Below are 26,801 nucleotides of genomic sequence, written 5' to 3'. Positions count from 1 at the left end.
CCGGCAGGAGGCGGCGGCCGGTCTCAGAGGCCGAGCGCGCCGGTCGGCAGCAGGGCGTGCACGCCCCACGTCTGGTTCGCCACCTGGGTCACGCGCAGGTCGACGACGGCGCTGGCGAACGCGAGGGCGGTCGCGCGGTCGAGGTCGAGCAGGGCCGCCAGCCACGTCACCATCGCGTCGAGGGCGTCGCCCGTCGCGACGTCGAGGTCGGGGTCGAAGCCGAAGGTGATCCGCCCCGCGGGGGTCTCGGCGTGCACGCTCGGGAGCGGGCGCCGGTCGACCAGGTCGATCCGCACCTCCGTCGTCATCGGGCACTCGATCGCCGTGCCGCCGACCTCGCCGTCGCCCTGGGCCGCGTGGCCGTCGCCGAGGTACAGGAGCGCGTCGTCGACCTGCACCGGCAGCCACAGGGTCGACCCTGCGACGAGCTCGCGGCAGTCGACGTTGCCGCCCGCCGTCGTGCGCGGCGGCGTCGTGGAGTGCTCGCCCGGCTCGGCGGGCGCCACGCCCGTCACCCCGAGGAACGGCGCGGTCGGCACGCTGAGCCCTCGGCTCTCGGTGGCGACGCCGGCGTCGGCGTCGATCTCCCAGAGCAGCCAGGCGGGCGGGACGTCGGCCAGGCCGAGCCGCGTCGTGACCGGCGTCTCGCGGCCGCCCGCGACCGTCCAGCCCCACTCCCCCGGCCGAAGGTCGACGAAGGTGACGCCGAGCATCTGCCCGGGACGCGCGCCCCGGACGGCGACGGGACCGGTGAGCGCGTGGCCCCGCGCCTGCGGGAACAGGCGCGGCCGCACCTCACCGGGCGTTCGCTGGCGCTCGAGGTGGCCGGAGGCGTCGAGCGACCCGACGACGACCTCGTCGCCGGGATCGACGGTGAGGACGGGGGCGTGGTCGCGGGAGTACACGTCGTTCGTCGTCCCGGGAGCCGGATCGAGCCGGTGTCGGGTCACGGGGCGCGTCACGCGACGCCGCCCGCGACGGGGACGGGTGCCGCGCGCAGCTGCTCGACGACCTCGGCGGGCGCTGTCCGGCCGAGGTACCCGACGCGGGACTCGCGCACGTGCCGTCCCATCAGCTCCGCTGCCCGGTCGGCGTCGCCCGCGTCGATGGCGGCGAGGATGACGCGGTGGTCGGGCCAGAGCCGCTTGCCGCGGGAGAACTCGTCGAGGGCGTAGAGCCACTCGATCTTGCGGGACAGCTGTCGCAGCAGCGTCGCGAGCGTGCTGCTGCGGCTGAGCTCGGCGATGCCGATGTGGAACCGCTCGTTGAGGTCGACCAGGCGATCGAGGTCGCCCCGGGCGACGGCGGCGTCGCCCTCGTCGAGCAGCTGCTCCAGCGAGCGCCTCACGCGCCGCCAGTCGTCGTCCGCGTCGCTGCTGCCGCCTCCGGCCACCTGGTCGTCCCCACCGCTGAACCGCGCCCGCGCCCTGGCCGCGGCGCGGCGCGCGGTCGAGATCTCGAGCGCCTCCCGGACCGCGAAGAGGTCGTCGGCCTCGTCGAACGGGATCTCGGCCACGCGCGACCCGACGTTCGGCCGGGACTCGACGAAGCCCTCCGCCTCGAGCCCGCGGAGCGCCTCGCGCACGGGCACCCGGGAGACGCCGTAGCGCTCGGCGAGCGCCGCCTCCGTGATCCGCGTGCCCGGCTGCAGCACCCCCTGCACGATGTCCGCCCGCACGGCGTCGACGACGCTCAGCACGGTCGTGCTCCGCAGGGCACGACGGGACGGGACGGGACGCGACCCGCCCGTCGGGCTGGCTCAGACAGCGAGGCTGGCACCGGGGATCGCTCCTAGGAGGTGGTGGGTGTACTCGTCCGTCGGGGCGAGGAACACGTCGTCGACGCTGCCCCGCTCGACGATGCGACCGCGTCGCATCACCACCACACTATGGGCGATCTGGCGCACCACGGCGAGGTCGTGCGTGATGAACAGGTAGCTGAGCCCGAGGCGGCCCTGCAGCTCGGCGAGCAGCTCGAGGATCTGCTCCTGCACGAGCACGTCGAGGGCCGAGACGGCCTCGTCGCAGATCAGCAGCTCGGGCTCGAGCGCGAGGGCCCGGGCGATCGCGACGCGCTGTCGCTGGCCGCCCGACAGCTCGTTCGGCCGGCTCTGCCCGACCGAGCGCGGCAGCGCCACCTGGTCGAGCAGCTCGGCCACGCGCGCCCGGCGGCCGGCACGGTCGCCGACCCCGAAGATGCGCAGCGGCTCGTCGACCAGCCGCTCGACGCTGTAGGTGGGGTCGAGCGAGCCGTACGGGTCCTGGAAGACGGGCTGCACGCGACGGCGCAGGGCCCGTCGCGCGGCGCCCCGACTGGCGGTGATGCCCTCGCCGTCGATGAGGGCGGAGCCCGACGTGGCCGGCTCGATCCCCAGCACGATCCGCGACAGCGTCGTCTTGCCTGAGCCCGACTCGCCGACGACCGCGGTGGTCGTGCCCCGCGGGACCTCGAACGAGATGCCGTCGACGGCCCGCACGGTCTCGCCCCGACGACCCCGGAGGCGGTACTCCTTGACGAGGTCCGTCACGACCAGGATCGGGTCGGCCCGCGCCTCCTCGGCCCCCTGCTGCCCGTCGCCGACGGGCTCCTCGGCCCTGAGCGCCGCGGCGGCGGCCACCGTCGGCGCCGCGGCCACCAGGCGCTTCGTGTACTCGTGCTGCGGGTCGAGCAGGATCTGCCGCGGCGTGCCCTGCTCGACGACGCGGCCGTCGAGCATGACGACGATGCGGTCGGTCCGGTCGGCCGCGACGCCGAGGTCGTGCGTGATGAAGAGGAGCGACGTGCCGTGCGCGTCGACCAGAGTCTGCAGGTGGTCGAGGATCTGCCGCTGCACCGTCACGTCGAGCGCGCTCGTCGGCTCGTCGGCGATGAGCAGCTCGGGGTCGCGGGCGAGGGCCACGGCGATCAGCACGCGCTGGCGCATGCCGCCGGAGAACTCGTGCGGGTACTGGCCCGCCCGCCGGTCGGCCTCGGGGATGCCGGCCTCGGTCATCAGCTCGACGACGCGTCGGCCGACGGCGGCCCGGCCGCGCGCACCGCCCGCACGCAGGGCGTCCGCGATCTGCGCCCCGACGGTCAACGAGGGGTTGAGGTTCGTCGACGGGTCCTGCGGCACGAGGCCGATGCGGGCGCCGCGGACCGACCGCATCCGCGCCTCGCCCGCCCCGGTCAGCTCGTCGCCGCCGAGGTGGACCGTGCCGCCCGTGACGTGCCCGGCACCGGGCAGCAGCTGCAGCACGGCCGCGACAACCGTCGACTTGCCCGAGCCGGACTGGCCGACGATCGCGACGCGCTCGCCGCGCGCCACGTCGAGGTCGACCCCGTGCACGACGTCGCGGTCGCCGAACGCGACCCGCAGGCCGCGGACGGCGAGCAGGGGGTCGTCGGCCGTGCTGGTGCTGGTGCTGGTGCTGGTGCTGGTGCTCACGCTCGTCGGCGTGGTCGTGCTCGTCGTCTCAGCGTCCTGCGGCATAGGCCTGTGCTCCTCGGGGGTTGGCGGCGGCGCCCAGCACGCCGGTCTCGGGGTCTCGGGTGACGCTCGACAGCCGGCCGAGCGACCAGTCTCCCGAGCGGGTGACGACGTGGCCTCGGGCCTCGAGGCCGGCGATCAGCTCGTCGCCGAGGCGGTCCTCGACGACGACGCCGCCCGGCGTCCAGGTGCGCGGCCAGAACGAGCCGGGGAACGACGTCGTGTGCAGGGCCGGGGCGTCGATCGCCTGCTGCGGGGTCCAGCCGCCGACGATCGTGCGCAGCAGGTAGAGGAGCTGCCACTGGTCCTGCTGGTCTCCGCCGGGCGAGCCGAGGGCGACCAGCGGCTGGCCGTCGCGCAGCACGAGGGTCGGCGTCAGGGTGGTGCGGGGGCGACGACCGGGCTCGAGCGTCGAGGCGGTGCCCTCCTCGAGCCAGCTCATCTGGAGGCGGCTGCCGAGGCAGAAGCCGAGCTCGGGGATCGTCGGCGACGACTGCAGCCAGCCGCCGGAGGGCGTTGCCGAGACGACGTTGCCCCAGCGGTCGACCACGTCGATGTGGCAGGTGTCGCCGCGGGTCTCGCCGGTCGGCGCGACGTCGGGCTCGGCACCCGGCTGACGGGCGTCGTCGGCGGGCACGGCGGTCGGGACGGCGCCGGGGGCGGCGGCGGAGAACGAGCCGACGGTGGGCTCCCCCACGCCGGCGCCGGGGCCGGCCACCTCGTCGTCGGTGCGGAGCGTCGGGAGGCGGCCCGCGCCTCCTGCGCCCCCGGCGTCGCCCGGACGCAGCTCGTGCGACGCGGTCCGGCCGATCAGGGCGCGGCGCTCGGCGGCGTACTCCGCCGACAGCAGGCGGTCGAGCGGCACGTCGCGGTCGCCGTACCAGGCCTCGCGGTCGGCCATCGCGAGCTTGAGCGCCTCGACGATCGTGTGCGCGCCCTCGACGGTCGAGGGGTCGAGCAGCTCGTCCGGCAGCGGGTCGAGCATCGCCAGCACCTGCAGCAGGGCCGGGCCCTGCCCCCAGGCGCCGGTCTTCGCGACGACGTGGCCGCGGAACCCGACGGTCGTCGCCTCCTCGGTCGAGGCGCGGAAGGCGGCCAGGTCGGAGGCGCGCACCACCCCCGCGTGGTCGCCTCCGGTCGAGTGCCGGTGCGGCGTCCGCACGAAGGCGTCGATCGAGGTCGCCACCAGGCCCTCGGCCCACTCGGTGCGCGCGGCGTCGACACGGGCACGGCGGGCCGCCTCGGCGCGCGAGGAGCCGGGGCCGTCGGTGCCGGGCGTCCGCGGTGCGGGACCGGCGTCGGCGGCCGGCAGCGCGCCTCCTGCGGCCACCAGCCCGTCGAGCACCCGGGCGTAGGCCTCGTTCACGACCATCTCGCCAGGGGCCGGCGGCGCCCCGTCGACGAGCCACCGGTCGGCCGACGTGGGCCAGTGATCGGCGAACAGCCCGGCGACGGCACCGATCGTCTCGGTCACCCGCGCGGTGATCGGGTGCCCGTCGCGGGCGTAGCCGATCGCGTAGGCGAGCACGTCGGCGAGCTCCCACGTGCCGTGGTCGCGGAGCAGGAGCAGCCACGCGTCGACCGCGCCGGGCACGGCCGCGGCGAGGGCGCCCGACCCCGGGACGAGGTCGAGTCCCTCGGCGCGGTAGTGCTCGACCGTCGCGCCGGCGGGCGCCGGCCCCTGCCCCATCAGCACGACGGGCCGGCCCGGCTCGTCGGCCGTCGCGAACACCGCCGTCATGTCGCCGCCCGGCCCGTTGAGGTGCGGCTCGACGACGTGCAGCACGAACGCGCCGGCGACCGCCGCGTCGAAGGCGTTGCCGCCGCGCTCGAGCACCGACTGGGCCGAGGCCGTCGCGAGCCAGTGCGTCGAGGCGGTCATGCCGAAGGTGCCGCGGAGGTCGGGCCGGGTGGTGAACGCGGGAGGTGCGGTGTAGGTCACGAGGATCAGGTCCGTTCGCGGGAGGTCGGGTCGAGGGCGTCGCGGAGCGCGTCGCCGACGAGGTTGAAGCCGAGGCAGATGACGGCGATGGCGAGGCCCGGGACGACGGCGGCGAACGGGGCGTTCGACAGGTACTGCTGCGCGTCGGAGAGCATGATGCCCAGACTGGCCGTCGGCGGCTGGATGCCGAGCCCCAGGAACGAGAGCAGCGCCTCCCCGATCACCGCGACCGGCATGATGACCGTCGCCTGGACGATGATCGCCGAGACGCAGTTCGGCAGCACGTGGGCGAAGATCACCCGCAGGCCGGTCGCGTCCATCGTCCGGGCGCTCAGCACGAAGTCGGTCGAGCGGATGCGCATCGTCTCGCCGCGCACCACGCGGATCATGGTGGGGATCTGCGCGATGCCGAGGGCGACCACCGCGTTGCCGAGGCTCGGCCCGCTGATGGCGGCGAGCGCGACGGCGATGATGAGGAACGGGAACGCGAGCATCACGTCGGTCAGGCGCGACACGATGGCGTCGAGCCAGCGCCAGTAGCCCGCGATCAGCCCGAGCGGGGTGCCGACGACGACGGCCAGCACGACGCTGAGCACGCCGACGACGAGCGAGACGCGGATGCCGTAGACCGTGCGCGAGAGGATGTCGCGGCCGAGGTCGTCGGTGCCGAGCAGGTACCCGATCGTGCCGGGCAGCTGGAACGGGGCGTCGAAGTGCACCTCGGCCGGGCCGTACGGTGCGATGAGCGGGGCGGCGATCCCCGCGACGAGGACGACGAGCAGCATCACGCCGCCGGTCGCGCCGAGCTTGTTGCGGCGCAGCTGGCCCCAGACGCGGCCCCGGTCGGAGCCGAGCTCGTGGGAGGTGGGCACGAGGACGGTCATCAGGAGGCTCCTCCGACTCGGATGCGCGGGTTGAGGACGCTGTAGAGCACGTCGACGACGAGGTTGATCAGGATGTAGCCGAGCGTGATGACGAGCACGACGGCCTGCACGACCGGGTAGTCGCGCGTGAAGACCGCGTCGAGGGTGAGCTTGCCGAAGCCCGGCAGGGCGAAGATGCGCTCGGTCACGACGGCGCCCGAGATCAGCCCGCCGAGCTGCAGTCCGACGATCGTCACGACGACGATCATCGAGTTGCGGAGCCCGTAGCGGAGCAGCACCCGGCCCCGTCCGAGGCCCTTGGCGCGGGCCGTGCGGACGTAGTCCGTCGTCATCGTCTCGATCATCGAGGCCCGCGTCTGCCGCATGATCACGGCGGCGAGGGAGGTGCCGAGGATGAGCGCCGGCAGGGTCAGGTGCACGAGGGCCTGCCACGGGTCCTCGGTGACGGGGACGTACCCGGAGGCGGGGAAGATCCCCAGCCCGACGGCCAGCCAGAGGATGGCCAGGATGCCGAGCCAGAAGTTCGGCACGCTCAGGCCGACGAGGGCGGCGGCGTTGGCCATCCACTCGGGCCAGCGTCCGCGCCAGCGCTCGGCGACGACGCCCAGGGCGACGCCGACGAGCACGGCCACGACGATGGCGTACAGCGCGAGCCACAGGGTGACCGGCAGCGTCGCGCCGATCAGGTCGGCCACGGGGGTGCCGGTCCGGGTGGACTGGCCGAGGTCGCCCCGGAGGAACGCCCCGACGAAGCGGAGGTACTGCACGACGAGCGGGTCGTCGAGCCCGAGGTCGGCGCGGATGGCCGCGACCTGCTGCGGGCTGGCCTCCTCACCCGCCAGGGCGAGGGCAGGGTCGCCCGGCAGCTGCCGGACGCCGACGAAGACCACGACGGAGGCGAGCACGAGCGTCACCGCCGACTGCCACAGGCGGGTGAGGAGGTAGCGCGCCATGGCTCAGTCGGCCTCGACGAAGGCGGCGGTGCTGAGGCGCACGACGCCGTCGGCGAAGGTGGACACCCCGGCGATGTCGTTCGACAGCGCGGTGAGGCTGCGCACGCGGTACAGGTAGATGATCGGCGAGTCCTCCTGCACCTTCTCGACGACTTGGCCGTAGAGCTCGGCCCGCTCGTCGACGTCGGTCGTCGAGGCGGCGTCGCTGAGCAGCTCGTCCACCTCGTCGTCGCTGTAGCCGCTGTAGTTGTTGCCGGCGCCGGTCGACAGGAAGTTGAACATGTTGCCGTTCGGGTCGATGCGGCCCGACCAGCCGAGCTGCAGCGCCTCGAAGTCGCCCTCGGTCTGCACGTCGAGCAGCGTCGAGTACTCGACGGGGGTGATGGTCAGCTCGAAGCCGCCCTCGGCGACCTGGGCCTGCAGCGCCTGGGCGAAGCGCACGGTGTCCGGGTTGTTGCTCACCTGCATGTCGATGGCGAGGGGGGTCTCCACGCCCTCGTCCTCGAGCATCTGCACCGCCGCCTCCGGGTCGTAGTCGGGGCAGGCGTCGCTCGCGTCGGTGGCGAAGGGGCTGCTCGGCGAGATCGGGGAGCAGGCAGGGTCGTAGAGGCCGCCGAAGACGGTCTTGACGAGCGCCTCCCGGTCGATCGACATCGACAGCGCCTGGCGCACCGCGGCGTCGCTCGCGAGCGGGCCGTCGAGCTGCACGGGGTCGGTGCCGATGCCGTCCTGGTTGCCGATGTTGACCGTCAGGCCCTGGTAGCCGAGGGAGCCGACCTCGAGCACGGTGAGCGAGTCGTCCTCCTTCAGCGTGCCGACGTCCTGCGTCGACATCGAGTCGGCGACCTGCACGTCGCCCGACTGCAGGTTCGCCGCGCGGATGCTCGCGTCGGTGATGATGCGGTACGTGATCGTGTCGAAGTGGGCCGACTCGGCGTCGTAGTAGAGCGGGTCGCGCTCGACGGTGATCGAGGTCTGCGGCACGCGCTCGACGAACTTGTACGGGCCGACGCAGACGGGGGCGTCCCCGAACGCGTCGCCGGCCGAGGCGAGCGCCGTGGGCGACATCACCATGCCCGCACGGTCGGCGAGGGCCGCCGTCAGCGGGGCGAAGGGCTCGGAGTAGGTGACCTCGACGGTCTCGTCGTCGACCGCCGAGATGCCGGTGATCGGTCCGAGCTCGCTCCGGCGCGACGAGTCGTCCTTGTCGAGGCCGCGCTGCAGGGTGCCGACGACCGCCTCCGCGTCGAGCGGGGTGCCGTCGGCGAAGACGGCGTCCGTGCGCACGGGGAACGTGACGGTGAGGCCGTCGTCGCTGACGTCGGGCAGCTCGGTCGCGAGCATCGGCACGATGGCGCCCTCGGCGTCGATGTCGTACAGCTTCTGGCACATCGTCTCCATCACGTAGCGCGTGTAGAGGGACGAGGAGGTGGTCGGGTCGGGTCGAGCCGGTCGGGCTCGGCCGAGAGCGCCATGACGAGGTCGCCGCCCTCGACGATCGTCGCATCGCCGATCGGGGCGGACGAGATGTCCTCCCGGCTGCTCGTGGCGGCGGTGTCGGCCGTCTGGACCTGCTGGCACCCGGTCGCCACGAGGACGATGCCGAGGGCTGCAGCCGGCAGCGTGAGCGCGCGACGCCGGGAGGCGGATCGCGAGGAGAGCGAGGTCAGAGGCATGTGTGGTCCGATGCTCGGGTGCGGGAGGAAGTGGATTGAATGCAATCAGTCCCGATGGCGCGCTCTTGTATACAACTTGTTACGGACGTGTAAAACGTGCCCCGGACGAGGGTGGGCGACGCGGGTCGAGTGGGAGCTCACGGGGCAGGCAGCGCACGCCGCCAGGGCGCGCGCGGGGCGGCGTCGAGGCGACCCGCACCTTCGAGGGGCATGATCGGGGGTGCCCCCCGCCCGAGAGGACTGCTGCGTGAACACCAACGACGAGGTCGACCTGATCATCGACGCCTGGGCGCGCGTGCGGCCCGACATCGACTTCGCAGCGCTCGACGTCTTCTCGCGGCTGCGCCGCATCTCCCGACGGCTCGACCGGGTGCGCGCCGAGGCGTTCCGGCGCTCGGGCCTCGAGATCTGGGAGTTCGACGTGCTGTCGACCCTGCGGCGGGCCGGCGACCCCTTCGAGCTCAGCCCCAAGGACCTCGTCACGGCCACCATGGTCACGAGCGGCACGATGACGAACCGGCTCGACCGGCTCGTCGAGCGCAGCCTCGTCGAGCGCCGCGCCGACCCGCGCGACGGCCGCGCCGCGCTCATCCGCATCACGGAGGAGGGCGTCGATCTCGTCGACCGGGCCATGCTCGACCTGCTCGAGGCCGAGCACTCCCCGCTCGGGTCGCTGACCCGCCAGCAGCGCGACCAGCTGGCCGACCTGCTGCGCGAACTGGGCACCGGCTTCGCCTGATCCCCGACGGACCAGCCCGGACGCGCCAGGTCAGAAGCTGGTGCTGGGCAGGTCCTTCTCGCCGTCGACGATCGCCCGGACGATGCGGGCCGCGACCGCGTCGGGGTCGAGCCCGGTCGGGAAGCTCGGCGCCTCGCCGGTGATCGGCCGCGTCGCGAGTCCGGTCTCCGTGTGCCCGGGTCGCGCGTCCACGAGACGGACGCCGCGCCTCCTGAACTCGCGGGAGGCGGCGCTCACCCACGCGGCCAGGCCCGCCTTGGCCGCGGAGTACGCGGCCATGCCCGCGGTCGGCGACTCCGCGACGACGCCGCTGATCGTGACGGCGAACGGGTCACGCCCGGCGGCTGCGGACGCGGCGAGCGCCTCCGACGCGTCGCGCAGCAGCCGGACGGGAGCCAGCAGGTTGGTCTGGACCAACTCGTCGAGAGCCTCGTCGCTGACGGCGTCGGCAGGTCCGAACCCGACGACTCCGGCCGCCACGACGACACCGTCGAGACGCCCGTGGGCCTGGAGCGCCGCGGCGACGAGCGACGCCCCGCCGCCCGGCTCGCGGAGGTCGGCGACGTAGGCGTCGGGCCCGGTCAGGGCTCCCCCGGCGCGTCCGGCCCGCACGACGACGGCCCCCTGGTCGGACAGCTGCGCGGCGATCCGGGAGCCGAGGCCGCCCGACGCCCCGGCGACGAGCACGACGGCTCCCTGCAGATCGGTCATGCCCGGAGCGTACGCGCGGCGCCCGAGCACCCGCCCGCGCCCGGCGCCGCCCCAGCCCCGCCGGCCCCGCCTCAGCGCCGCCGGCGCGGCACGACGAGGGGCGTCCCCGTCACGGGATCGGGCACCACGAGGCACGGCAGGTCGAAGACGTCCTCGACGAGCTCGGCCGTGAGCACGTCGGCCGGGGCGCCGGTCGCGACCACCTCGCCGTCGCTCATCACGATCAGGTCCGTGGCGTAGCGCGCGGCCTGCGCGAGGTCGTGCAGCACGGCGACGACGGTCGTGCCCTGCTCGTGCAGCCGCGCGAAGAGATCGAGCAGGTCGTACTGGTGGGCCATGTCGAGGTACGTGGTGGGCTCGTCGAGCAGCAGCACCGAGGTCTGCTGCGCGAGCGCCATCGCGACCCAGACGCGCTGCCGCTGCCCGCCCGAGAGCTCGTCGACCGGCACCTCGGCCAGGTCGACGAGGTCGGTCTCGGCGAGCGCGGTCGCGACGGCGGCGCGGTCGGCGTCCGACCACTGCCGGAACATGCCCTGGTGCGGGTACCGGCCCCGGGACACGAGCTCGCCCACGGTGATGCCCTCGGGGGCGGTCGACGACTGGGGCAGCAGGCCGACCGTGCGCGCCGCCTCCTTCGCGGGCACCGTCGCGAGGTCGCGGCCGTCGAGCAGCACCGCTCCGGAGCGAGGGGCGAGGAGGCGCGAGAACGCCCGCAGGAGGGTCGACTTGCCGCAGGCGTTCGGCCCGACGATCACGGTGAAGGAGCCGTCGCGGACCTCGGCGTCGATCGACGACGAGACGGTGCGGCGGTCGTACGCGAGGTGCGCGCCGCGGGCTGCGAGGCGCGGCGTGGCGCCGCCGGGTCTGGCGCCGGCGGGCGTGGCCCCGGCGCGCAGGACGGGGCCGGGCACGAGCGGGTCGGGCGTGACGGGGTCGGTCACCGGGTCCTCCGGGATTCTGCGACGAGCAGGCTGATCAGGTAGGCGCCGCCGATCACGAGCGTGACGAGGCCGACGGGCACGGGCGTGGTGGTGACGTGCTGGGCGACGACGTCGGCGACGAGCAGCAGCAGCCCGCCGACCAAGGCCGAGCCGAGCAGGGGGACCCCGGCCGAGCGCACCACCCGACGGGCGAGCTGGGGCGCGGCGAGCGCGACGAAGATGATCGGCCCGGTGCTGGCGGTGACGACCGCGGTCAGCGCGACGGCGACCACCACGAGGGCGAGACGCGTGCCCTCGGCGCGCAGGCCGTGGGCGCGGGCCGCGTCGTCGCCGAGCTCCAACTGGCGGAGGGGCCGTGCCAGGCCCGCGACGAGCACCGCCAGCACCGCGATCAGCACGGCAGCCGGCAGCAGCTCGGACCAGCCGACCAGGGCCAGCGACCCGGCGCCCCAGAACGACGCGGACAGGGCCACCTCGGCCTGGGCCCGCAGCAGCAGCCAGCTGTTGACGGAGTGCAGCAGGGCGGTGACGGCGATGCCGACGATGATCAGCCGCAGCCCGTGGACCCCCTTGCGCCACGCGAGCAGGTACACGACGAGTGCCGTCGCGAGGCCGCCGACGAGCGCGCCGAGAGCCGTGCCCACGGCGGAGGCGGCACCCGAGACGATGACGACGATCGCGCCCGTGTAGGCCCCGGTCGAGAAGCCGATCACGTCGGGCGACCCGAGGGGGTTGCGGGTCAGCGACTGGAACACGGCCCCGGAGGCGCCCAGCGCGGCCCCGAACACGAGCGCGGCCAGCACGCGGGGCAGCCGCCACTGCAGCACGATCGTCGACGCGAAGCCGTCGCCGCCGAGCAGGGCGCGGAGCACCTCCGGCGGGCTGAGCGGGTAGTCGCCGAGGCCGAGGGCGACCACGGCGACGACGACCGCGACGATCGCGAGGGAGGCGGTGGCGACCGCGCGACGGCTGCGGGGCCGGAGGCGACCGAGGGCAGGTCGAGATGCCCCGACGCCGGGTCGACGCGCTCCGGAGCCGGGGTCCGCGCGCGGGTCGAGACCGGGGCCGCGCGGGTCCAGGCCCCTCATCGCGCACCGCCGGTGAGGCGGCGGGCGACGACGATCAGCACGGGTGCGCCGATCGCCGCGGTCACGAGGCCGGCGGCGAGCTCGCCCGGAGGCGCGACGACCCGCCCCAGCACGTCGGCGAGCAGCAGCAGCACGGGCCCCAGCAGGGCGCTGAGCCCGATCGTCCACGGCTGGCTGGCGCCGACGACGCCGCGGGCGGCGTGCGCGACCATCAGCCCCAGGAACGCGATCGGCCCGACCACGGCCGTCGCGCCTCCTGCCAGGAGGGTCACGACGACGAGGGCGGCCACGCGCACGAGGGGCACCGAGACGCCCACGGACGAGGCGTGGTCGTCGCCGAGGGCCACCGCGTCGAGCGGACGCGAGACCAGCAGCGCGAGGACGACGCCGACCACGACGAAGGGGGCGACGGTCGCGACCGGCCCCCAGCCGCGGTCGGCCAGCGAGCCGACCTCCCAGGCGCGGACGGCGTCGAAGCGACGCGGGTCGGCGAGGACGATGGAGGAGGTGATCCCGCTCAGCACGGCCCCCAGGGCGATGCCCGAGAGCGTCAGCCGCGCGGGGCTGCCGCCGGACCTGCCGGCTCCCCCGACCAGCGAGACCGTGACCGCGGCGAGGGCCGCGCCGACGAAGGAGAACCAGATCCAGCCGCTCGCGGCCGTGACCCCGGCGAAGCCGACGGCGATCGACACCGCGAACGCGCTGCCCGCCGTGACGCCGAGGATGCCGGGGTCGGCGAGGGGGTTGCGCGTGACGGCCTGCACGACGGCGCCCGCGACCCCGAGGCCGGCCCCGGCCACGAGCGCGGCGGCGGTGCGCGGCAGCCGGAGGTCGAGCACGGCGGCGACGTCGGCGGGCTCGACGCCTGCCGGGACGGCGGCACCGGGCAGCAGCCCGCGCAGGACCTGGACGACGTCGACGAGCGCGACGGGCCGGGCCCCGACGGCGAGGCTGAGGAGGAGGGCGACCGCGAGCAGGACGACCGCCACGACGAGGCCCGTGACCCTCCGGCGGGTCCGGGCGGCGGCCCGCGGGGCCCGGACGGCTCCGGGCGGGGTGGTGGTCGCCATGCAGATGAGCTTAGGCTAACCTCACCTGGGTCTCGCCCCGACGCGAGCCAGCACCCCGCCCCCGAGTCCCGAGGACACCCCCATGCGCTCCCCCGTCACCCTGGTCGCCGTCCTGGCCGCCACCTCCCTCGCCCTCGTCGGCTGCTCCGCCGGCGCCGCCGACGACGCCGCCACCAGCGGCCCGAGCGTCGCGGCCGGCACGTTCCCCGTGAGCGTCGACACCAAGTTCGGCGAGGTCACGATCGACCAGCAGCCGAAGCGCGTCGTCGCCCTCGGCTGGGGCGACGCCGAGACCGCGCTCGCCCTCGGCGTGCAGCCGGTCGGCGCCTCCGACTGGCTGGCCTTCGGCGACGAGGCCGACGGCGTCGGCCCCTGGGCCCAGGGCCTCTACGACCAGTCGCCCGAGATCATCGGCACGCTCGAGCCCTCCTACGAGGCGATCGCGGCCCTCGAGCCCGACCTCATCCTCGACACCAAGGGCTCGGGCGACCAGGACCGGTACGACCGCCTCTCGAGCATCGCCCCGACCGTGGGCGTGCCCGAGGGCGGCGACAACTACCTCACCGACTTCGAGGACCAGCTCGACCTCGTCTCGACCGCCCTCGGCCTCGAGGACGAGGGCGACCGCCTCGTCGACGAGAGCGAGTCGGCCGTCGAGGCCATCGCCCAGGCGCACCCCGAGTGGGAGGGCCTCACCGTGACCGCCGCCACGAAGACCAGCGAGGGCTGGGGCGCCTACGTCGAGGGCAGCGAGCGCGTCGACCTGCTCGAGGAGCTCGGCTTCGAGCAGAACCCCGCCATCGCGGCCCTCACGCCGAACTCGGGCGGGTTCTCGGTGACGATCTCGTCCGAGCAGCTCGACGTGATCGACGCGGACGTCATCGTCGCGTTCCCGATCTACATCGACACGACCGAGATCACCGACGACCCGCAGTGGAAGGCCGTGCCGGCCGTGCAGGCCGGTCACGACCTCGTCATCGACGGCGACGTCTCGGCCGCGTACTCGCTGAGCAGTGCGCTCTCGCGTCAGTACGCCCTCGACCAGCTCGTGCCGCTGCTCGAGACGGCGACCCAGAGCTGACCGGGGAGTCCCGCGTGACCGACGCCGCCGCCTCCTCCGCCCCCGCCGCCGCGCCCGTCGCTGCCACCGCGCCCGTCGCACCTGCCGTCCGGTCCGCCCGGCCGGTGCGTGCCCAGCACGTCTTCGTGGTCGAGCGGACCGAGCGCCTGTCGCCGCACCTCGTGCGGGTGCACCTCGGCGGCGAGGCGTTCGACGGGTTCGTCGAGGCCGGGGCCGAGCAGCTGGCGGCCACCGACCGCTACGTCAAGCTGCTGCTCCCCCCGCGACCCGACCGGGGGCTGCAGCCGCCGTTCGACCTCGACGAGCTGCGCGGCCGCCTCGAGCCGGACGAGCTGCCTGTGCGGCGGACGTACACGATCCGCTCGGTGGACCCCGCCGCGCGGACGATCGCCGTCGACTTCGTCGTGCACGGCGACGAGGGCGTCGCAGGGCCGTGGGCGCTCGCGGCCCGGCCCGGCGACCGGCTGCAGATGTCGAGCCCGGGTGGGCTGTGGTCGCCGTCCGACGACCCCGCCGTGCCCGACCTGCTGCTCGGCGACGACTCGGCGGTGCCGGCGATCGCCTCCGCGCTCGAGTCGATGGCGCCCGACGCCCGCGGGCTGGCGCTGATCGAGGTCGAGGGGGCCGACGACGAGCTCGTGCTCGCCCGACCCGACGGGGTCGAGCTCCGCTGGCTGCACCGTGCCGGCGCGCGTCCGGGCAGCGCACTGCTGACGGCGCTCCGCGGCCTCGAGCCGCCCACGTCGCCGCTCCGCGTCTTCGCCCACGGCGAGCGAGGTGCCATGAAGGAGGCGCGGGTCGTCCTGCACGACACCTGGGGCCTCGAGCGGTCGTCGCTGTCGCTCAGCGCCTACTGGGCGCTCGGCCGCGTCGAGGACGCGTTCCAGGCCGAGAAGCGCGAGCCCGTCGGCGCGCTCTTCGCCGACTGACGTCGGCNGCGGTTCTCGGGGGTCGCGACGTGACGCGACCGCCCGCGGGGCAGCGCCCTAGCGCGCGGCGGGCTCGCGCAGCACGCGACGGACGAGGTCGACGAGCGCCTCGGGCGGCAGGGCGGCCAGCTCGGCGGCGGTCACGCGGCGTCCTGGGCGGAGATCAGCGAGATGACGTCGATGGCCTCGGTCGCGACGGACAGGTGGTCGACGACGGGGGCGGGAGTGAACGGGGTCTGGGTCACGGTGGTGCCTCTCGGGTGAAGGGAGCTGAGGAGGTCGCCCTGCACCGGGGTGCGGGACAGGGCGAGTGCGTCGGGGTGCCGACTGCCGGACGGTGCCGGAGGAGGAGGCGTCGCGGGAGGGCGACGCCGCGGCGCTAGGCGCCGGGCGTGGCGAAGAAGTCGCCGTAGGTCAGCTCGGCCGCGACGACCGGGGCTGCAGGGCGTGACGCACGAGCGCCGCGTCGGTAGGAGCCGATGCGCACGGGCACGGCGCCGGGAGCGGTGGTGTAGCTGCTCGCGCCACGGGGTGCGAGCGGGGGGCGGGTGGCCGGCGCGGGCACCTCACGGACGTGGAGGAGCGGGCGGGCGGCAGTTCGGACAGGATCGATCGTCGTCATGGGACACGGCCGTGATCTGAGGCGTAGCTGGCCTCGCGTCAACCGGGTGCACAGCGCCCCGCGAAGGACCACCAGGATGTTGGCGGCGTATCGGCGGAGGGCGCCGGAGGGGAAGATCCGGTACCCCGAAGCTATGCCCCGGCGAGGGCTCTACCTAATGCACGAAGCTAATCGTGCGAGGGACTTCGCATTGCGGATAGATCACGACCGACCCCGCGGTCCGGCCCTAGGAGGCGGCCGGCCCGGCGTCGAGGATCTCCGCGACGGCGTCGAGCAGCGTCGTCAGCCGCGTCCGCTCCCTGGTCGAGAGGGTCGCGGCCAGCTCGGCCAGCGCCCGGTCCGCCTCCTGGGTGGCTCGCTCGAGCAGCGCGCACGTGCTCGGGGTGAGGCTGAGGATGCGCTGACGCCCGTCGGCCGGGTCGGCGGCGCGGGCGACGTGCCCGAGGGCGACGAGCCGGTCGACGATGATCGTGGCCGCCGCGCTCGTGACGCCCAGCTGGTGGGCGATGTCCTTCGCGTGGGCGTTCGTGCCCTTCGCCTCGCAGTGCTGGATGAGCGTCACCGCGGCCAGGTCGTTGCCGCTCAGGCCGAGCTGCTGACGGAGCTGCAGCGCGAACGCGATGTCCGCGTCGCGGACCCGGCGCATCCGGGCCAGGATCTCGCTCGCGGCGTCGGTGGGCGCGCGCTCCTCGAGCAGCGGCATGCCCGTGCCGACCACCTGGGCGTTCCGCAGGGCGGGCTCGGAGTCGGCCGGCCCCTCCTGCGCGTTTTGGGCCTGGGGCGGGAGGGTGTCGGCGGCGTGCGGTGCGGGGGTGGCCATGACGGCCTCGCTTCTGGGTGTCGGTGCTCGCGGGAGGGGAGTCTCCACGACAGACCTGACTGGCGCAGCTCCCCCAGTCAACACCCCCGGGGCTGCGGGCGCGGACAGCCGGAGGCGGGGCTCAGGCCGCGCCGACCTCGAGCTCGCCGACGGCGGCGCCCTCGGCCCCGAAGACGACTCGGCGGTTGCCGACCTTCTCGCTGAAGAACCGGTCGTGGCTGACGACGACGACCGCGCCCGGGAAGTGCACGAGCGCCCGCTCCATCACCTGCGTGCTCGCGAGGTCGAGGTGGTTCGTCGGCTCGTCGAGCAGCAGGACGGAGGCGCCCGACAGGAGGCACTGCGCCATCGCCACCCGGGCCCGCTGGCCTCCGCTCAGCGCGCCGATCCGCTGCTTCACGTCGGCCTCCGAGAACTGGAACATCGTGAGGAACCGCCCGACCGACTTGCGCGTCGCCGTGAGGGCGAGGCTGTCCGGCATGGCGTTGACCGCGTGGGTCACCGTGTCCTGGTCGTCGAGATCGGCGAGCACCTGGTCGTACGAGACGACCCTCGCCCCGCCGGCCCAGTCGACGCGCCCCCGGTCGGCCCGCTCCTCCCCCGCCAGCACGCGGAGCAGCGTGCTCTTGCCGCTGCCGTTCGAGCCCGAGACGACCATCCGGTCGCGGCGACGGAGCTCGAACGAGACGTCGTCGAAGAGCACGCGGTCGCCGTACGACTTGCCGAGCCCCTCGACGCGGCAGAGCACGTCCTTGACGTGCAGCCCGCCGTAGATCTCGGTGATGATCTGGTCGACCGGGCGAGGGGCCCGCTGCTTCTTGATCTTCGCGAGCTCCTTCGTGAGGCCGCCCGCGCCTCCTGCCTTCGCGGCCTTGGCGACCTTGACCGCCTCGCGCCGGTCGGCGATCCCCTCGGACTCGAAGGCGAGCAGCTCGGACTCGTGCGCGAACTGCTGCTCGATCGTCTTCAGCCGGAACTGCTTCTGCACGACGTACTCGCCGAAGTCGCCGGGGTACTCGTGCAGGTGGAACGCCTCGACCTCGACGATGCGCGTGACGACCGCGTCGAGGAACTGCCGGTCGTGCGAGACGACGACGGCGGCGCCGCGGAAGTCGCGGAACCACTGCTCGAGCCACTCCACGCCGGCCACGTCGAGGAAGTTCGTGGGCTCGTCGAGCAGCAGCACGTCGGGCTGCTCGAGCAGGATCTTCGCGAGCGCCGCCCGGTTGCGCCAGCCGCCGGACAGGTCGTCGATGGGCAGCGACCGGTGCTCCTCGGTGAAGCCGAGCGTCGTGAGGGCCGTGTCGATGTGGCGCGGGTAGTCCCAGCCGTCCTGGCGGTCCATCTCGGCGAAGAGCTCGGCCTGGCGGTCGATGAGCCTGGTCAGCTCGTCGCCCTGGTCGGGGTCGACCGCCGCGACCGCGATGGCGGAATCGATGTCGGCCAGCTCGGCCTCCATGGCGCGCACGCCCTCGAAGAGGCCCTGCAGCACCTCCGTGACCGTCGACGTCCCGTCGAGCTCGCTGAACTGCGAGAAGTACCCGATGCGCGTGCCCGGCTCGACCGTGACGGTGCCCGTGTCGGGCTGCACCTGCTCGAGCACGAGCTTGAGCAGCGTCGACTTGCCCGAGCCGTTGCGGCCGATCAGGCCGACCCGGTCGCCCTGCTCGAGCCGGAAGAACGCCTCGCGCAGCACGGGGGCGTTCTCGAAGCGGACGGACACGTCGTGCAGTCGGATGAGGCTCATCCGACGATCATCCCAGGGCGGGACGGGGCCGACGAGCCGAGGAGGCGCCCGTCGCGTCGACCAGGACGCCTCAGGACTGCGCGAAACGGACAGAGCCCGACCCGGGCGTGTCGACGGGAAATGCCTGGTCGCGCCGCCTCGCTAGGGAGTCTAGGAAATTCAAGGGCTCTGACCAGGGGTTTTGCGATTGGCGATCTCAGGAGCAGCGTCGTACCGTGATCTCAGGCCGGGACGTCGTGAACCCCCGGTCAGGTGCCTCGCGGAGCGTCGATGAGCTTCACGGCAGGGCTGCGCTCCCGAGGCACCACTCCCGCTGCGACCCGATCGGTCCGTCGCGGTGACGCCGGCGAGTGCGCGGCCGCCCTGCTCTCAGCGGCGGGGTGCGCGAGGCGTGCGGTACGGCGACTCGGCCGCGAGGCGGCCCTTCGACGCGGTGCGACGCTCGAGGAGGCCCGAGAGCACGGGCGTGACGAGGGCGATGACGATGCCGACGATCACCACCACGGATCCGAGGACGATCAGGGCGATGATGAAGGACTCCATGTCCCGATCCTCCCCGGGGCGAGGCAGCGACGCAAGCTCCGGGGCACAGACTGCACGCCGTGCACAGCCAGCACTCGGCCCGGCCACACGGCACTGTCGGACGTCGGGCGTAGATTCCCCCGCATGAACGACATCGCACCCGACGCCTCCCCCTCCACCGGCACCACCGAGCGAGCGGTCCTCGCCGGCGGCTGCTTCTGGGGCGCGCAGCAGCTGCTCCGTCGTCGACCCGGCATCGTCTCGAGCCGCGTCGGCTACTCGGGCGGCCACACCCCGAACGCCACCTACCGCAACCACGCCGGCCACGCCGAGGCCGTCGAGATCGTCTTCGACCCCTCGGTGATCAGCTACCGCGAGCTGCTCGAGTTCTTCTTCCAGATCCACGACCCGTCGACGAAGGACCGCCAGGGCAACGACATCGGCGACAGCTACCGCTCGGCGATCTTCTACACGTCCGACGAGCAGCGCGCGACCGCGCTCGACACCATCTCCGACGTCGACGCCTCCGGCCTGTGGCCCGGCAAGGTCGTCACCGAGGTCGAGGCCGTCGGCGACTTCTGGGAGGCGGAGGAGGAGCACCAGGACTACCTCGAGAAGCTCCCCAACGGCTACACCTGCCACTTCGTGCGCCCGGGCTGGGTCCTGCCGAAGCGCGAGCAGGAGTCCGTCGCGAGCTAGCAGGCGCAGCCCCGAACGGGGTGCATACCCGCAGGTATCCTGCGATCTATCGTGAGGGTGCCCGCCGCCTCCCTGAGCGGCGGGCACCCTCACGACGGAGACCGACGGATGAACGATCTGCCCACGCCTGCCCCCCTGAGCACCTCGCACCGCGGTCATCGACGCGGCAGACTGCACCGTCTGGCCCTCGCCGTCGTGGCCCTGACGGTCTTCAGCGGTCTCGTGGTGCCGAGCGTCGCCCTCGGCATCTCCGACCCGAGTTGTGCCTGTGGCGGCGGAGGCGGAGGCGGAGGCGCCAACTACGGCTACCTGACGGCCGCGCCCGGCACGGTGGGGCAGCCGTACGATCACCAGCTCCCGGCCTCGGCCGCCAGCGCGAACTCCACCTGGGCGGCGGTGGACGCCCCGCCCGCGGGCCTGAGCCTCTCGTCGACGGGCCGCATCACGGGCGTCCCGCAGAACGTCGGCTACGCGCAGTTCTCCGCCACCGCCGCGGACCCGACCTACGGCGGGGTCATCCAGTACCTCATCTCGTTCGACTTCGCCGCCCGCCCCGCGAGCGCCCCCCGGTCCGTCGTCGCGACGGCCACGGGCGCCGGGAGCATCAGCGTCACGTGGTCGCCGCCGGCCGACCTCGGCGGCCCGGCGCTCACCTCCTACCGGGTCACCTGGGACGGCGGCAGCGCCGACGTCGCCGCACCGGGCACCGAACTCGACGTGACGGGCCTGACCACGGGCCGCAGCTACGTCTTCGCCGTCGCTGCCCTCAGTGCGGCCGGCACCGGCCCGTCGGCCTCGTCCGCGCCGACGACGCCCGCCGCTCCTCCGGCTGCCCCGACGGGCCTCACGGCCTCGGCCGGCGCGTCGTCCGCCTCGCTCTCGTGGGCGCCGTCGACCACGAACGGCACCCCCGTCACCGGCTACCTCGTCGAGCAGCAGCCCGCGGGAGGCGCCTGGGGCCCCGCGTCGCCCGCCGGCGTCACGGGCACGACGGCAGCAGTCACGGGGCTGACCGACGGCACGACGTACGCGTTCCGAGTCTCGGCGACCTCCGCGGCCGGCACGAGCCCGGCCAGCGGCACCGCCAGTGCGCGGCCCGTCTCGGTGCCGGGAGCCCCGACGGTGACGGCGACCCCTCGGCCCACGTCGGACGTCGTCGTGGAGTGGGCGGCTCCTGCTTCAGACGGCGGCTCGCCCGTGGTCTCGTGGCAGCTCGTGGTGTCCGAGACCGCGTCCGGCGCGGTCGTCGAGCACCAGGAGGACGTCCAGGGGACGACGAGCACCGTCGCCGGGCTCCGGCCGGGCACCTCATACTCGTTCCTGGTCCGGGCGCGCAACGCCCTCGGACTGAGCGCGCCGGGCACCGCCACGGCGGTCCCGTACACGCTCCCCTCGGCCCCCGGGGTACCCGAGGTCGTCCCCGGGGACGGGACCCTCTCCCTCTCCTGGGCGCCGGCGGCGGACAACGGCTCGGCGGTGACCCGCTACCTCGTGGGCTGGTCCGACGGCGGACAGGAGCGGACGGTCGTCGTGACCGGCACCTCCGTCGTGCTCGACGGGCTGCGCAACGGCAGTCCGTACCGGCTCGCGGTCTCCGCCGAGAACCTCGCGGGCGAGGGCCCGCGGTCCTCGGCCGCCGAGACGCCTCGGCGCGCCCCGGACGCGCCCCGATCGGTCGTCGCGACGGCCGGGGACCGCACGGCGACGGCCTCGTGGACGGCCCCGGACTCCGACGGCGGCTCGCCGCTGACCGGCTGGCTGCTCGAGCACAGCACCGACGGCGGCACGAGCTGGACGCAGCAGCAGCTCGGCGCCTCCGTCACGACGTCGGCCATCACCGGACTCGTCAACGGAGAACAGGTCCTCGTGCGGGTCACGGCCCGCAACGCTGCAGGCGACGGGGCCACGAGCGCGACCGTCGCCGTCGTGCCGTTCGGCGTGCCCGCGGCGCCCGACGACGTGGTCGTCGTGCCCCTCGACCGGAGCGTCGCCCTCCGCTGGAGCGCACCGGCCGACGGCGGCTCGACCCTCCTCGGCTACGAGGTCGTCGTGACCGGCGCCGACGGGACCCGCTCGGTCTTCCCGGCGTCGTCGACCCGGACGACGATCACGGGCCTGGCCAACGGCACGGCGTACGACGTGACGGTCACCGCGCGGAACGAGCGCGGCCGGTCGGCCGCGTCCGCCGCCGTCACGACGACGCCGCGCACCGTCCCGTCGGCTCCCGCCGACCTGACGGCGAAGCCCGGACCGCACTCGGTCGCGCTCACGTGGACCGTCCCCTCCGACGGCGGCTCCCCCGTCCAGGAATGGGTGGTCGAGGCGTCCACCGGCCTGAGCTGGGCCCCCGTCGGCACGTCGCTGGTGCCCGGCACCGTCGTCCACGACCTCGTCGACGGAGTACGCACCTCCTTCCGCGTGACCGCGGTGAACGCCGCCGGCGACTCCGAGGTCAGCGAGACCGTCGCGGCCACCCCGCGGTCCGCGCCCTCCGCCCCGCTGGCCCTGACGGCGCTCCCGCAGGATCGCGGTGCGCTGCTGAGCTGGGCCGCCCCGGTCGACGACGGCGGCTCGCCCGTCACGTCGTGGCTCCTCGAGACCTCGACGGGCGACGGCGAATGGGCCCAGGCGGAGGTCTCGGGGACGGGCACCAGGCGGACGGTCTCAGGTCTCGTCAACGGCACGGCCGCCTCCTTCAGGGTCACCGCGGTCACCGAGGCTGGACCGGGCAGCGCCTCGGACGTCGTGTCGACCACTCCCCGGACGACGCCCGGCGCACCGGCGAGCCCGGCGGCGACCGCCGGCGACGAGGTCGTCACGCTGACGTGGAGCGCCCCGCTCGACGACGGCGGCGACGCCGTCACGGGCTACCTCGTCGAGCAGCTCGTCGACGGCGGCTGGGCGACCGTCCGCGGCACGGACGCGGGCACGACGGCGACGACCCTCACGGGGCTGCGCAACGGCACCGAGCAGGAGCTCCGCGTGCGGGCCGTGAACGCGGCGGGCCCGGGAGCCGCGTCGACCGTCGTCGCGGCGACGCCCCGGACCGTGCCGGAGGCCCCCACCGGCCTCGCGCTCTCGCACGGCGACGGCACGGTCGACGCGACCTGGTCCGCCCCGGCGTGGGACGGCGGCGCGGCCGTCGCCCGGTACGAGGTCGAGGCCGCGGCGCCGGACGGCGCCCTCGTGACGACCGGCTCGACGCGCCTCGCCGCCGTGCTGGACGGCCTCCGGAACGGCGCCCCCGTCGACGTCCGCGTCCGCGCCGTCAACGCGGCCGGTGCCGGCGCCTGGAGCGCCGTCGTCACCACCACGCCGTTCGTCTTCGCCCCGACGATCTCGCGGCCCGACGGCACCAGCCTCGAGGGGCGCACCGTCTCGGCGGGCGACCCGATCGTGTTCACGGCCGACCACCTCCCGGTCGGTGCCGCGGTCTCGCTCGAGCTGCACTCGGTGGTCCGCGTGCTCGCCGCCGGCGTCGTCGGCTCCGACGGCACGATCCGTCTCGAGGGGCGCATCCCCGAGGAGGCGGAGGCCGGCGAGCACCACCTGGTGGCGGTGCTCGACGGGGCCGGCACCACCATCGCGCCGGTGAGCGTCTCCGTCCGCATCGACCCCGTCGTGGAGCCGGTCGCAGATCGGCCCGGCCTCGGCGGACTGCCCGCCGCCGGCGGACTCCCCGGGGCTGTCACCGGCCCTGCGTCCGCCGTCCCGGCTGGTGCCGGGCTCGCACCCGCGCCGACCGCGTCGCGTCGAGCCCTCGCGACGACCGGCGACGACGACGCGCTGGCCGCCGTGGCCGGCGGGGTGCTGCTCGGCGCGCTGGGCACGCTGCTGCGCGTCCGCTCGTCGAGGCGGGGCCGCCCGCGAGGCTAGGCCGCGGCGCCGCACAGGAGGGCGGCGAGGTCGAGGGCACCGGCACCTGGTAAGCAGGGTGCATGCCCCTCGACGTCGCCGCCCTCCGCTCTGCCTACCCGTCCCTCTCCTCAGGCATCGCCCACTTCGACGGACCGGGCGGCACCCAGACGCCGCGCGTCGTCGGCGAGGCGATCCTCGCCGCGATGACGGGCCCCACGTCGATCCGCGGGACGAGCACCGCCTCCGAGCGCAACAGCGAGGCGACCGTGCAGGCCTTCCGCGCCGCCTACGCCGACTTCCTCGGCGTCCCCGCGGCGGGAGTGGTCCACGGGCGCAGCGCCACCCAGCTGACCTACGACTTCGCGCGCCACCTCTCCGCGACGTGGGGCCCCGGCGACGAGGTCGTCGTCAGCCGGCTCGACCACGACGCCAACATCCGGCCGTGGGTCCAGGCGGCCGAGGCCGTCGGCGCGACCGTGAACTGGATCGAGCTCGACCCCGCGACGGGTGAGCTCGACCTCGAGTCGGTCGCCGCGGCGATCACCGGCCGCACCCGCCTCGTCGCCGTGACCGCCGCCTCCAACCTGCTCGGCACGCAGCCGCCCGTGGCGGCCCTGGCCGACCGCGCGCATGCCGTCGGCGCGCTGGTCTGGGTCGACGCCGTGCACTTCGCCGCCCACGAGGTCGTCGACCGCGCCGCGCTCGGCGCCGACTTCGTCGTCTGCTCCCCCTACAAGTTCGCCGGGCCGCACTGCGGCGTCCTCGGCGCCGATCCCGAGCTGCTCGAGGGCATCCGCCCCGCGAAGCTGCTGCCGTCGACCGACGTGGTGCCCGAGCGCTTCGAGTTCGGCACGCTCCCCTACGAGCAGCTCGCGGGGGCGACGGCCGCCGTCGACTTCCTCGCCGCGATCGCTCCCGGGGACGCGACGACGCGCAGGGAGGCGCTGGTCGCCTCCTTCGCGGCGGTGCACGAGCACGAGACCGCGTTGCGCACGGCCCTGGAGGAGCGGCTCGCGCAGGTGCCCGGCCTCACGGTCCGCTCGCGGGCGGCCCGACGGACGCCGACGCTCTACGTGACGATCGAGGGGCGGAGCATGCGGGAGCTCGCCGCGCACCTCGCGACGCGCGACGTGCTCGCGCCGGCCGGGCACTTCTACGCGATCGAGGCGTGGCAGGCCATGGGCCTCGACGACGCCACGACCGGGCTCCGCATCGGCCTCGCGCCGTACACGGACCAGGCCGACGTCGACCGGCTCGTCGCCGGCATCGAGGAGTTCGTCGCAGCCTGAGCCGCGCCTGCGACGGCGAACCGGCACGAACTGCCCTGTGGTCAGAGCCCGTCAGCAGTTCGCGCCGGTTCAGCGCCCGTCGGCCGGGCGGGAGGCTGGGCGGCTAGGCCTGGAGCTTCTCGATCAGCTGGGCCTTGGTGAGGCGCGAGACGCCGGTGACGCCCTTGTCGGTGGCGAGCTGACGCAGCGAGACGAGCGTCTGGGCGTGCAGGTCGACGTGCGCCTCGGAGCCGTCGTGCGCCGTGACCGTGGTCTCGTCGGCGTGCGGCAGCGGCGGCGTGTAGGCAGCGCTCGGGCCCTTCGGCGCGCTCGTCGTGGGGACGACGGACTTCTGCGCGACCTCCGCCTCGACCTGCTTGTGCGACTTCGTGGGCTTCGGGGCAGGGGCGGCGGGCGCCTCCGGGGAGGCGGTGGGCGCCTCCTTCGAGGAGCCCCCCGACGCGCTCTTCGTCGCGCTCTTGACGGCCTTCTTCGTCGCCTTCTCAGCGTCCGTGATCTTCTTCGCCGCGGTGTCGAGGGCATCCTCGGCCGCGCCGCGCGCCTTCTTGGTCTTCTTGGCGCCGTCGGCCTTGGCCAGCGCCTTGACGCCCTTGCGCGCGTCGACGACGGCGTCGAGGGCGGAGTCGAGTGCCGCAGTCGCGGCCTTCTGGAGCTTCTTCGTGCTGGCCACGGGGCCTCCTCGGTTCGGGTGCGGGATCGACCTCAGCCTGGCACTGGTCCAGCCGGGCAGCAGCCCGCTCGGAGGCGTCTCCCAGTCAGCGCGAAGCACCCCGGAGTGGACCGAACACCCCGCAACGACGAGGTTGATGGTCCACTGCGGGGTGCGCGGCGGCCGGGTGCAGGCCGCTCAGGCGCCGGCGGCGGTGCCGGCCCAGAACTCGCGCACGGCCTCGACGACGCCCTCGGCCTGACGGCGCCCGGCCTCGGCGGCGGGACCGCGGTTGGCGCTCGAGAGGGAGTTCGCGCCGAAGGCGGAGAGACTCTCGGCGTCGGCCTCGATGACGAACACGGGCCGGTCGGCGCCCATCCGGGTCGAGACGACGCCGGGCAGGGTCGGTCCGAGGGGCGACTGTGCGAGCTCCGGCCCGCACGAGAGCACCAGCACGCGCTCGGCGGCGTCGGCCACGTCGGCGTTGGTGCCCGAGCGGATGCCGCCGTCCATGGTCGGCCGTCCGTCGACCTCGACGGTCGGCCAGACGAGCGGGACCGAGCAGCTGGCCGCGACGGCCACGTGCAGGGGCACGCCGGAGGCGGCGGTCAGCACCCGGAACTCGCCGTCGGTCGCGTCGATTGTGCAGATCGCGAGCTGCCCCTCGGGCCAGGCGGCGCCGGCGCCGAAGCGCTCGCGCATGGTCGTGACGAGCTCGGGCTCGTCGCCGGTGACGGGCACCTGCCGGGCGAGCGCGCCCAGGCGGGCCCGCGCCTCCTCGGCGTTCGTCGCGCCCTGGATCGCCTGGCCGATGCGCTGCATGAAGTCCTCGCCGTCGAGGGCTGCCTCGGGGGTCGCGGCGGCGGGTTCGAGCTGCTCGGCGTACGCGCCGGCGATGCCGCTCGCGCCGAGCCGCAGGGTGGTGCCGACGACGGAGCCCGCGGAGGTGCCGACCACGAGGTCGGCGTCGCCCAGCGGGATGCCTGCCTCGAGCAGTCGGGCGAGCACGCCGAGCTCCCACGCGATGCCGGTGATGCCGCCGCCGCCGAGGACGACGGCGGTGCGGGGGCCGGCCGGGGCCGGTGAGGTGGTGGGGGCGGTGTCGGTCATGG

General features: G+C 74.6%; 24 protein-coding genes. 6 read left to right on the top strand and 18 right to left on the bottom strand.

The window, feature by feature from the left end:
* Positions 1–23: 23 nt before the first annotated feature.
* From IFT90_RS04445 to IFT90_RS16635, 8 genes are read right to left on the bottom strand one after another with little or no spacing between them, the layout of a single operon-like run.
* Positions 24–950 (bottom strand): acetamidase/formamidase family protein, encoded by a 927-nt coding sequence (locus tag IFT90_RS04445; protein WP_192041127.1) that lies wholly within the window; start codon positions 948–950, stop codon positions 24–26.
* 8 nt (positions 951–958) lie between these two features.
* The gene (locus tag IFT90_RS04440) at positions 959–1,699 is read right to left on the bottom strand and encodes a GntR family transcriptional regulator (RefSeq protein ID WP_371812096.1); all 741 of its coding nucleotides are present in this window, start codon (positions 1,697–1,699) and stop codon (positions 959–961) included.
* 60 nt (positions 1,700–1,759) lie between these two features.
* On the bottom strand, positions 1,760–3,472 hold the full coding sequence (locus IFT90_RS04435; RefSeq protein WP_192041126.1) for an ABC transporter ATP-binding protein: 1,713 nt from the start codon (positions 3,470–3,472) through the stop codon (positions 1,760–1,762).
* Positions 3,456–5,411, bottom strand: a complete 1,956-nt coding sequence (locus IFT90_RS04430; RefSeq protein ID WP_371812095.1) for a gamma-glutamyltransferase family protein — start codon at positions 5,409–5,411, stop codon at positions 3,456–3,458. Before IFT90_RS04430 ends, IFT90_RS04435 begins: the two co-directional genes overlap by 17 nt.
* A 5-nt stretch (positions 5,412–5,416) precedes the next feature.
* Positions 5,417–6,295: an ABC transporter permease gene (locus IFT90_RS04425; RefSeq protein WP_192041125.1), complete on the bottom strand. Its 879-nt coding sequence runs from the start codon at positions 6,293–6,295 to the stop codon at positions 5,417–5,419.
* Entirely contained in the window at positions 6,295–7,248 is a 954-nt protein-coding gene (locus IFT90_RS04420; RefSeq protein ID WP_123548101.1) for an ABC transporter permease, read from the bottom strand. Before IFT90_RS04420 ends, IFT90_RS04425 begins: the two co-directional genes overlap by 1 nt.
* Positions 7,249–7,251: 3 nt before the next feature.
* The gene (locus IFT90_RS04415) at positions 7,252–8,649 is read right to left on the bottom strand and encodes an ABC transporter substrate-binding protein (RefSeq protein WP_244644809.1); all 1,398 of its coding nucleotides are present in this window, start codon (positions 8,647–8,649) and stop codon (positions 7,252–7,254) included.
* Positions 8,649–8,924, bottom strand: a complete 276-nt coding sequence (locus IFT90_RS16635) for a hypothetical protein (protein WP_199861632.1) — start codon at positions 8,922–8,924, stop codon at positions 8,649–8,651. Before IFT90_RS16635 ends, IFT90_RS04415 begins: the two co-directional genes overlap by 1 nt.
* 247 nt (positions 8,925–9,171) lie before the next feature.
* On the opposite strand from IFT90_RS16635, the gene IFT90_RS04410 reads away from it, so the two are divergent.
* The gene (locus IFT90_RS04410) at positions 9,172–9,663 is read left to right on the top strand and encodes a MarR family winged helix-turn-helix transcriptional regulator (RefSeq protein WP_123548099.1); all 492 of its coding nucleotides are present in this window, start codon (positions 9,172–9,174) and stop codon (positions 9,661–9,663) included.
* Between the two features lie 30 nt (positions 9,664–9,693).
* On the opposite strand, the gene IFT90_RS04405 is transcribed toward IFT90_RS04410, so the two are convergent.
* The 4 genes from IFT90_RS04405 to IFT90_RS04390 all read right to left on the bottom strand — a co-directional run bounded on the left by IFT90_RS04405 (position 9,694) and on the right by IFT90_RS04390 (position 13,473).
* Positions 9,694–10,374 (bottom strand): SDR family oxidoreductase, encoded by a 681-nt coding sequence (locus IFT90_RS04405; RefSeq protein ID WP_192041124.1) that lies wholly within the window; start codon positions 10,372–10,374, stop codon positions 9,694–9,696.
* Between the two features lie 71 nt (positions 10,375–10,445).
* A complete protein-coding gene (locus IFT90_RS04400) occupies positions 10,446–11,315 on the bottom strand; it encodes an ABC transporter ATP-binding protein (RefSeq protein WP_371812093.1) in 870 nt (289 codons plus the stop codon).
* Positions 11,312–12,403, bottom strand: coding sequence for an iron chelate uptake ABC transporter family permease subunit (locus IFT90_RS04395; RefSeq protein WP_192041123.1), 1,092 nt, complete (start codon positions 12,401–12,403; stop codon positions 11,312–11,314). Before IFT90_RS04395 ends, IFT90_RS04400 begins: the two co-directional genes overlap by 4 nt.
* The gene (locus IFT90_RS04390) at positions 12,400–13,473 is read right to left on the bottom strand and encodes an iron ABC transporter permease (RefSeq protein ID WP_192041122.1); all 1,074 of its coding nucleotides are present in this window, start codon (positions 13,471–13,473) and stop codon (positions 12,400–12,402) included. The genes IFT90_RS04395 and IFT90_RS04390 overlap by 4 nt, the downstream gene beginning before the upstream one ends.
* Positions 13,474–13,555: 82 nt before the next feature.
* Between IFT90_RS04390 and IFT90_RS04385 the strand changes: the two genes are divergently transcribed.
* The gene (locus tag IFT90_RS04385; RefSeq protein ID WP_192041121.1) at positions 13,556–14,554 is read left to right on the top strand and encodes an iron-siderophore ABC transporter substrate-binding protein; all 999 of its coding nucleotides are present in this window, start codon (positions 13,556–13,558) and stop codon (positions 14,552–14,554) included.
* Between the two features lie 14 nt (positions 14,555–14,568).
* Positions 14,569–15,483: a siderophore-interacting protein gene (locus IFT90_RS04380; protein ID WP_192041120.1), complete on the top strand. Its 915-nt coding sequence runs from the start codon at positions 14,569–14,571 to the stop codon at positions 15,481–15,483.
* 379 nt (positions 15,484–15,862) lie between these two features.
* Here the strand turns inward: IFT90_RS04380 and IFT90_RS04375 are convergent, their stop codons facing one another.
* The 4 genes from IFT90_RS04375 to IFT90_RS04360 form a co-directional block, all read right to left on the bottom strand.
* Positions 15,863–16,105: a hypothetical protein gene (locus tag IFT90_RS04375; protein WP_192041119.1), complete on the bottom strand. Its 243-nt coding sequence runs from the start codon at positions 16,103–16,105 to the stop codon at positions 15,863–15,865.
* 226 nt (positions 16,106–16,331) lie between these two features.
* Positions 16,332–16,925, bottom strand: a complete 594-nt coding sequence (locus IFT90_RS04370) for a MarR family winged helix-turn-helix transcriptional regulator (protein WP_192041118.1) — start codon at positions 16,923–16,925, stop codon at positions 16,332–16,334.
* Positions 16,926–17,046: 121 nt separating this feature from the next.
* The gene (locus IFT90_RS04365) at positions 17,047–18,672 is read right to left on the bottom strand and encodes an ABC-F family ATP-binding cassette domain-containing protein (RefSeq protein WP_192041117.1); all 1,626 of its coding nucleotides are present in this window, start codon (positions 18,670–18,672) and stop codon (positions 17,047–17,049) included.
* Between the two features lie 369 nt (positions 18,673–19,041).
* A complete protein-coding gene (locus tag IFT90_RS04360) occupies positions 19,042–19,215 on the bottom strand; it encodes a hypothetical protein (protein ID WP_192041116.1) in 174 nt (57 codons plus the stop codon).
* 123 nt (positions 19,216–19,338) lie between these two features.
* On the opposite strand from IFT90_RS04360, the gene msrA reads away from it, so the two are divergent.
* From msrA to IFT90_RS04345, 3 genes are all read left to right on the top strand, one after another.
* The gene (gene msrA, locus IFT90_RS04355; protein ID WP_192041115.1) at positions 19,339–19,893 is read left to right on the top strand and encodes a peptide-methionine (S)-S-oxide reductase MsrA; all 555 of its coding nucleotides are present in this window, start codon (positions 19,339–19,341) and stop codon (positions 19,891–19,893) included.
* Positions 19,894–20,001: 108 nt separating this feature from the next.
* Positions 20,002–23,769: a fibronectin type III domain-containing protein gene (locus IFT90_RS04350; RefSeq protein WP_192041114.1), complete on the top strand. Its 3,768-nt coding sequence runs from the start codon at positions 20,002–20,004 to the stop codon at positions 23,767–23,769.
* A 62-nt stretch (positions 23,770–23,831) separates the two neighbouring features.
* Positions 23,832–25,040 (top strand): cysteine desulfurase-like protein, encoded by a 1,209-nt coding sequence (locus IFT90_RS04345; RefSeq protein ID WP_192041113.1) that lies wholly within the window; start codon positions 23,832–23,834, stop codon positions 25,038–25,040.
* Positions 25,041–25,143: 103 nt separating this feature from the next.
* Here IFT90_RS04345 and IFT90_RS17505 read toward each other — a convergent pair whose 3' ends face one another.
* Positions 25,144–25,710 (bottom strand): Rho termination factor N-terminal domain-containing protein, encoded by a 567-nt coding sequence (locus IFT90_RS17505; RefSeq protein WP_192041112.1) that lies wholly within the window; start codon positions 25,708–25,710, stop codon positions 25,144–25,146.
* 177 nt (positions 25,711–25,887) lie between these two features.
* Positions 25,888–26,799, bottom strand: a complete 912-nt coding sequence (locus IFT90_RS04335; protein WP_192041111.1) for a patatin-like phospholipase family protein — start codon at positions 26,797–26,799, stop codon at positions 25,888–25,890.
* Between the last annotated feature and the right edge of the window lie 2 nt (positions 26,800–26,801).

Origin of the sequence: Frigoribacterium sp. CFBP 8766 (assembly GCF_014841435.1) — a bacterium.
Classification (GTDB): domain Bacteria; phylum Actinomycetota; class Actinomycetes; order Actinomycetales; family Microbacteriaceae; genus Frigoribacterium.
The sequence above is the reverse complement of the archived record's forward strand: the minus strand, read 5'-3'. Positions and strand labels throughout refer to the sequence as shown.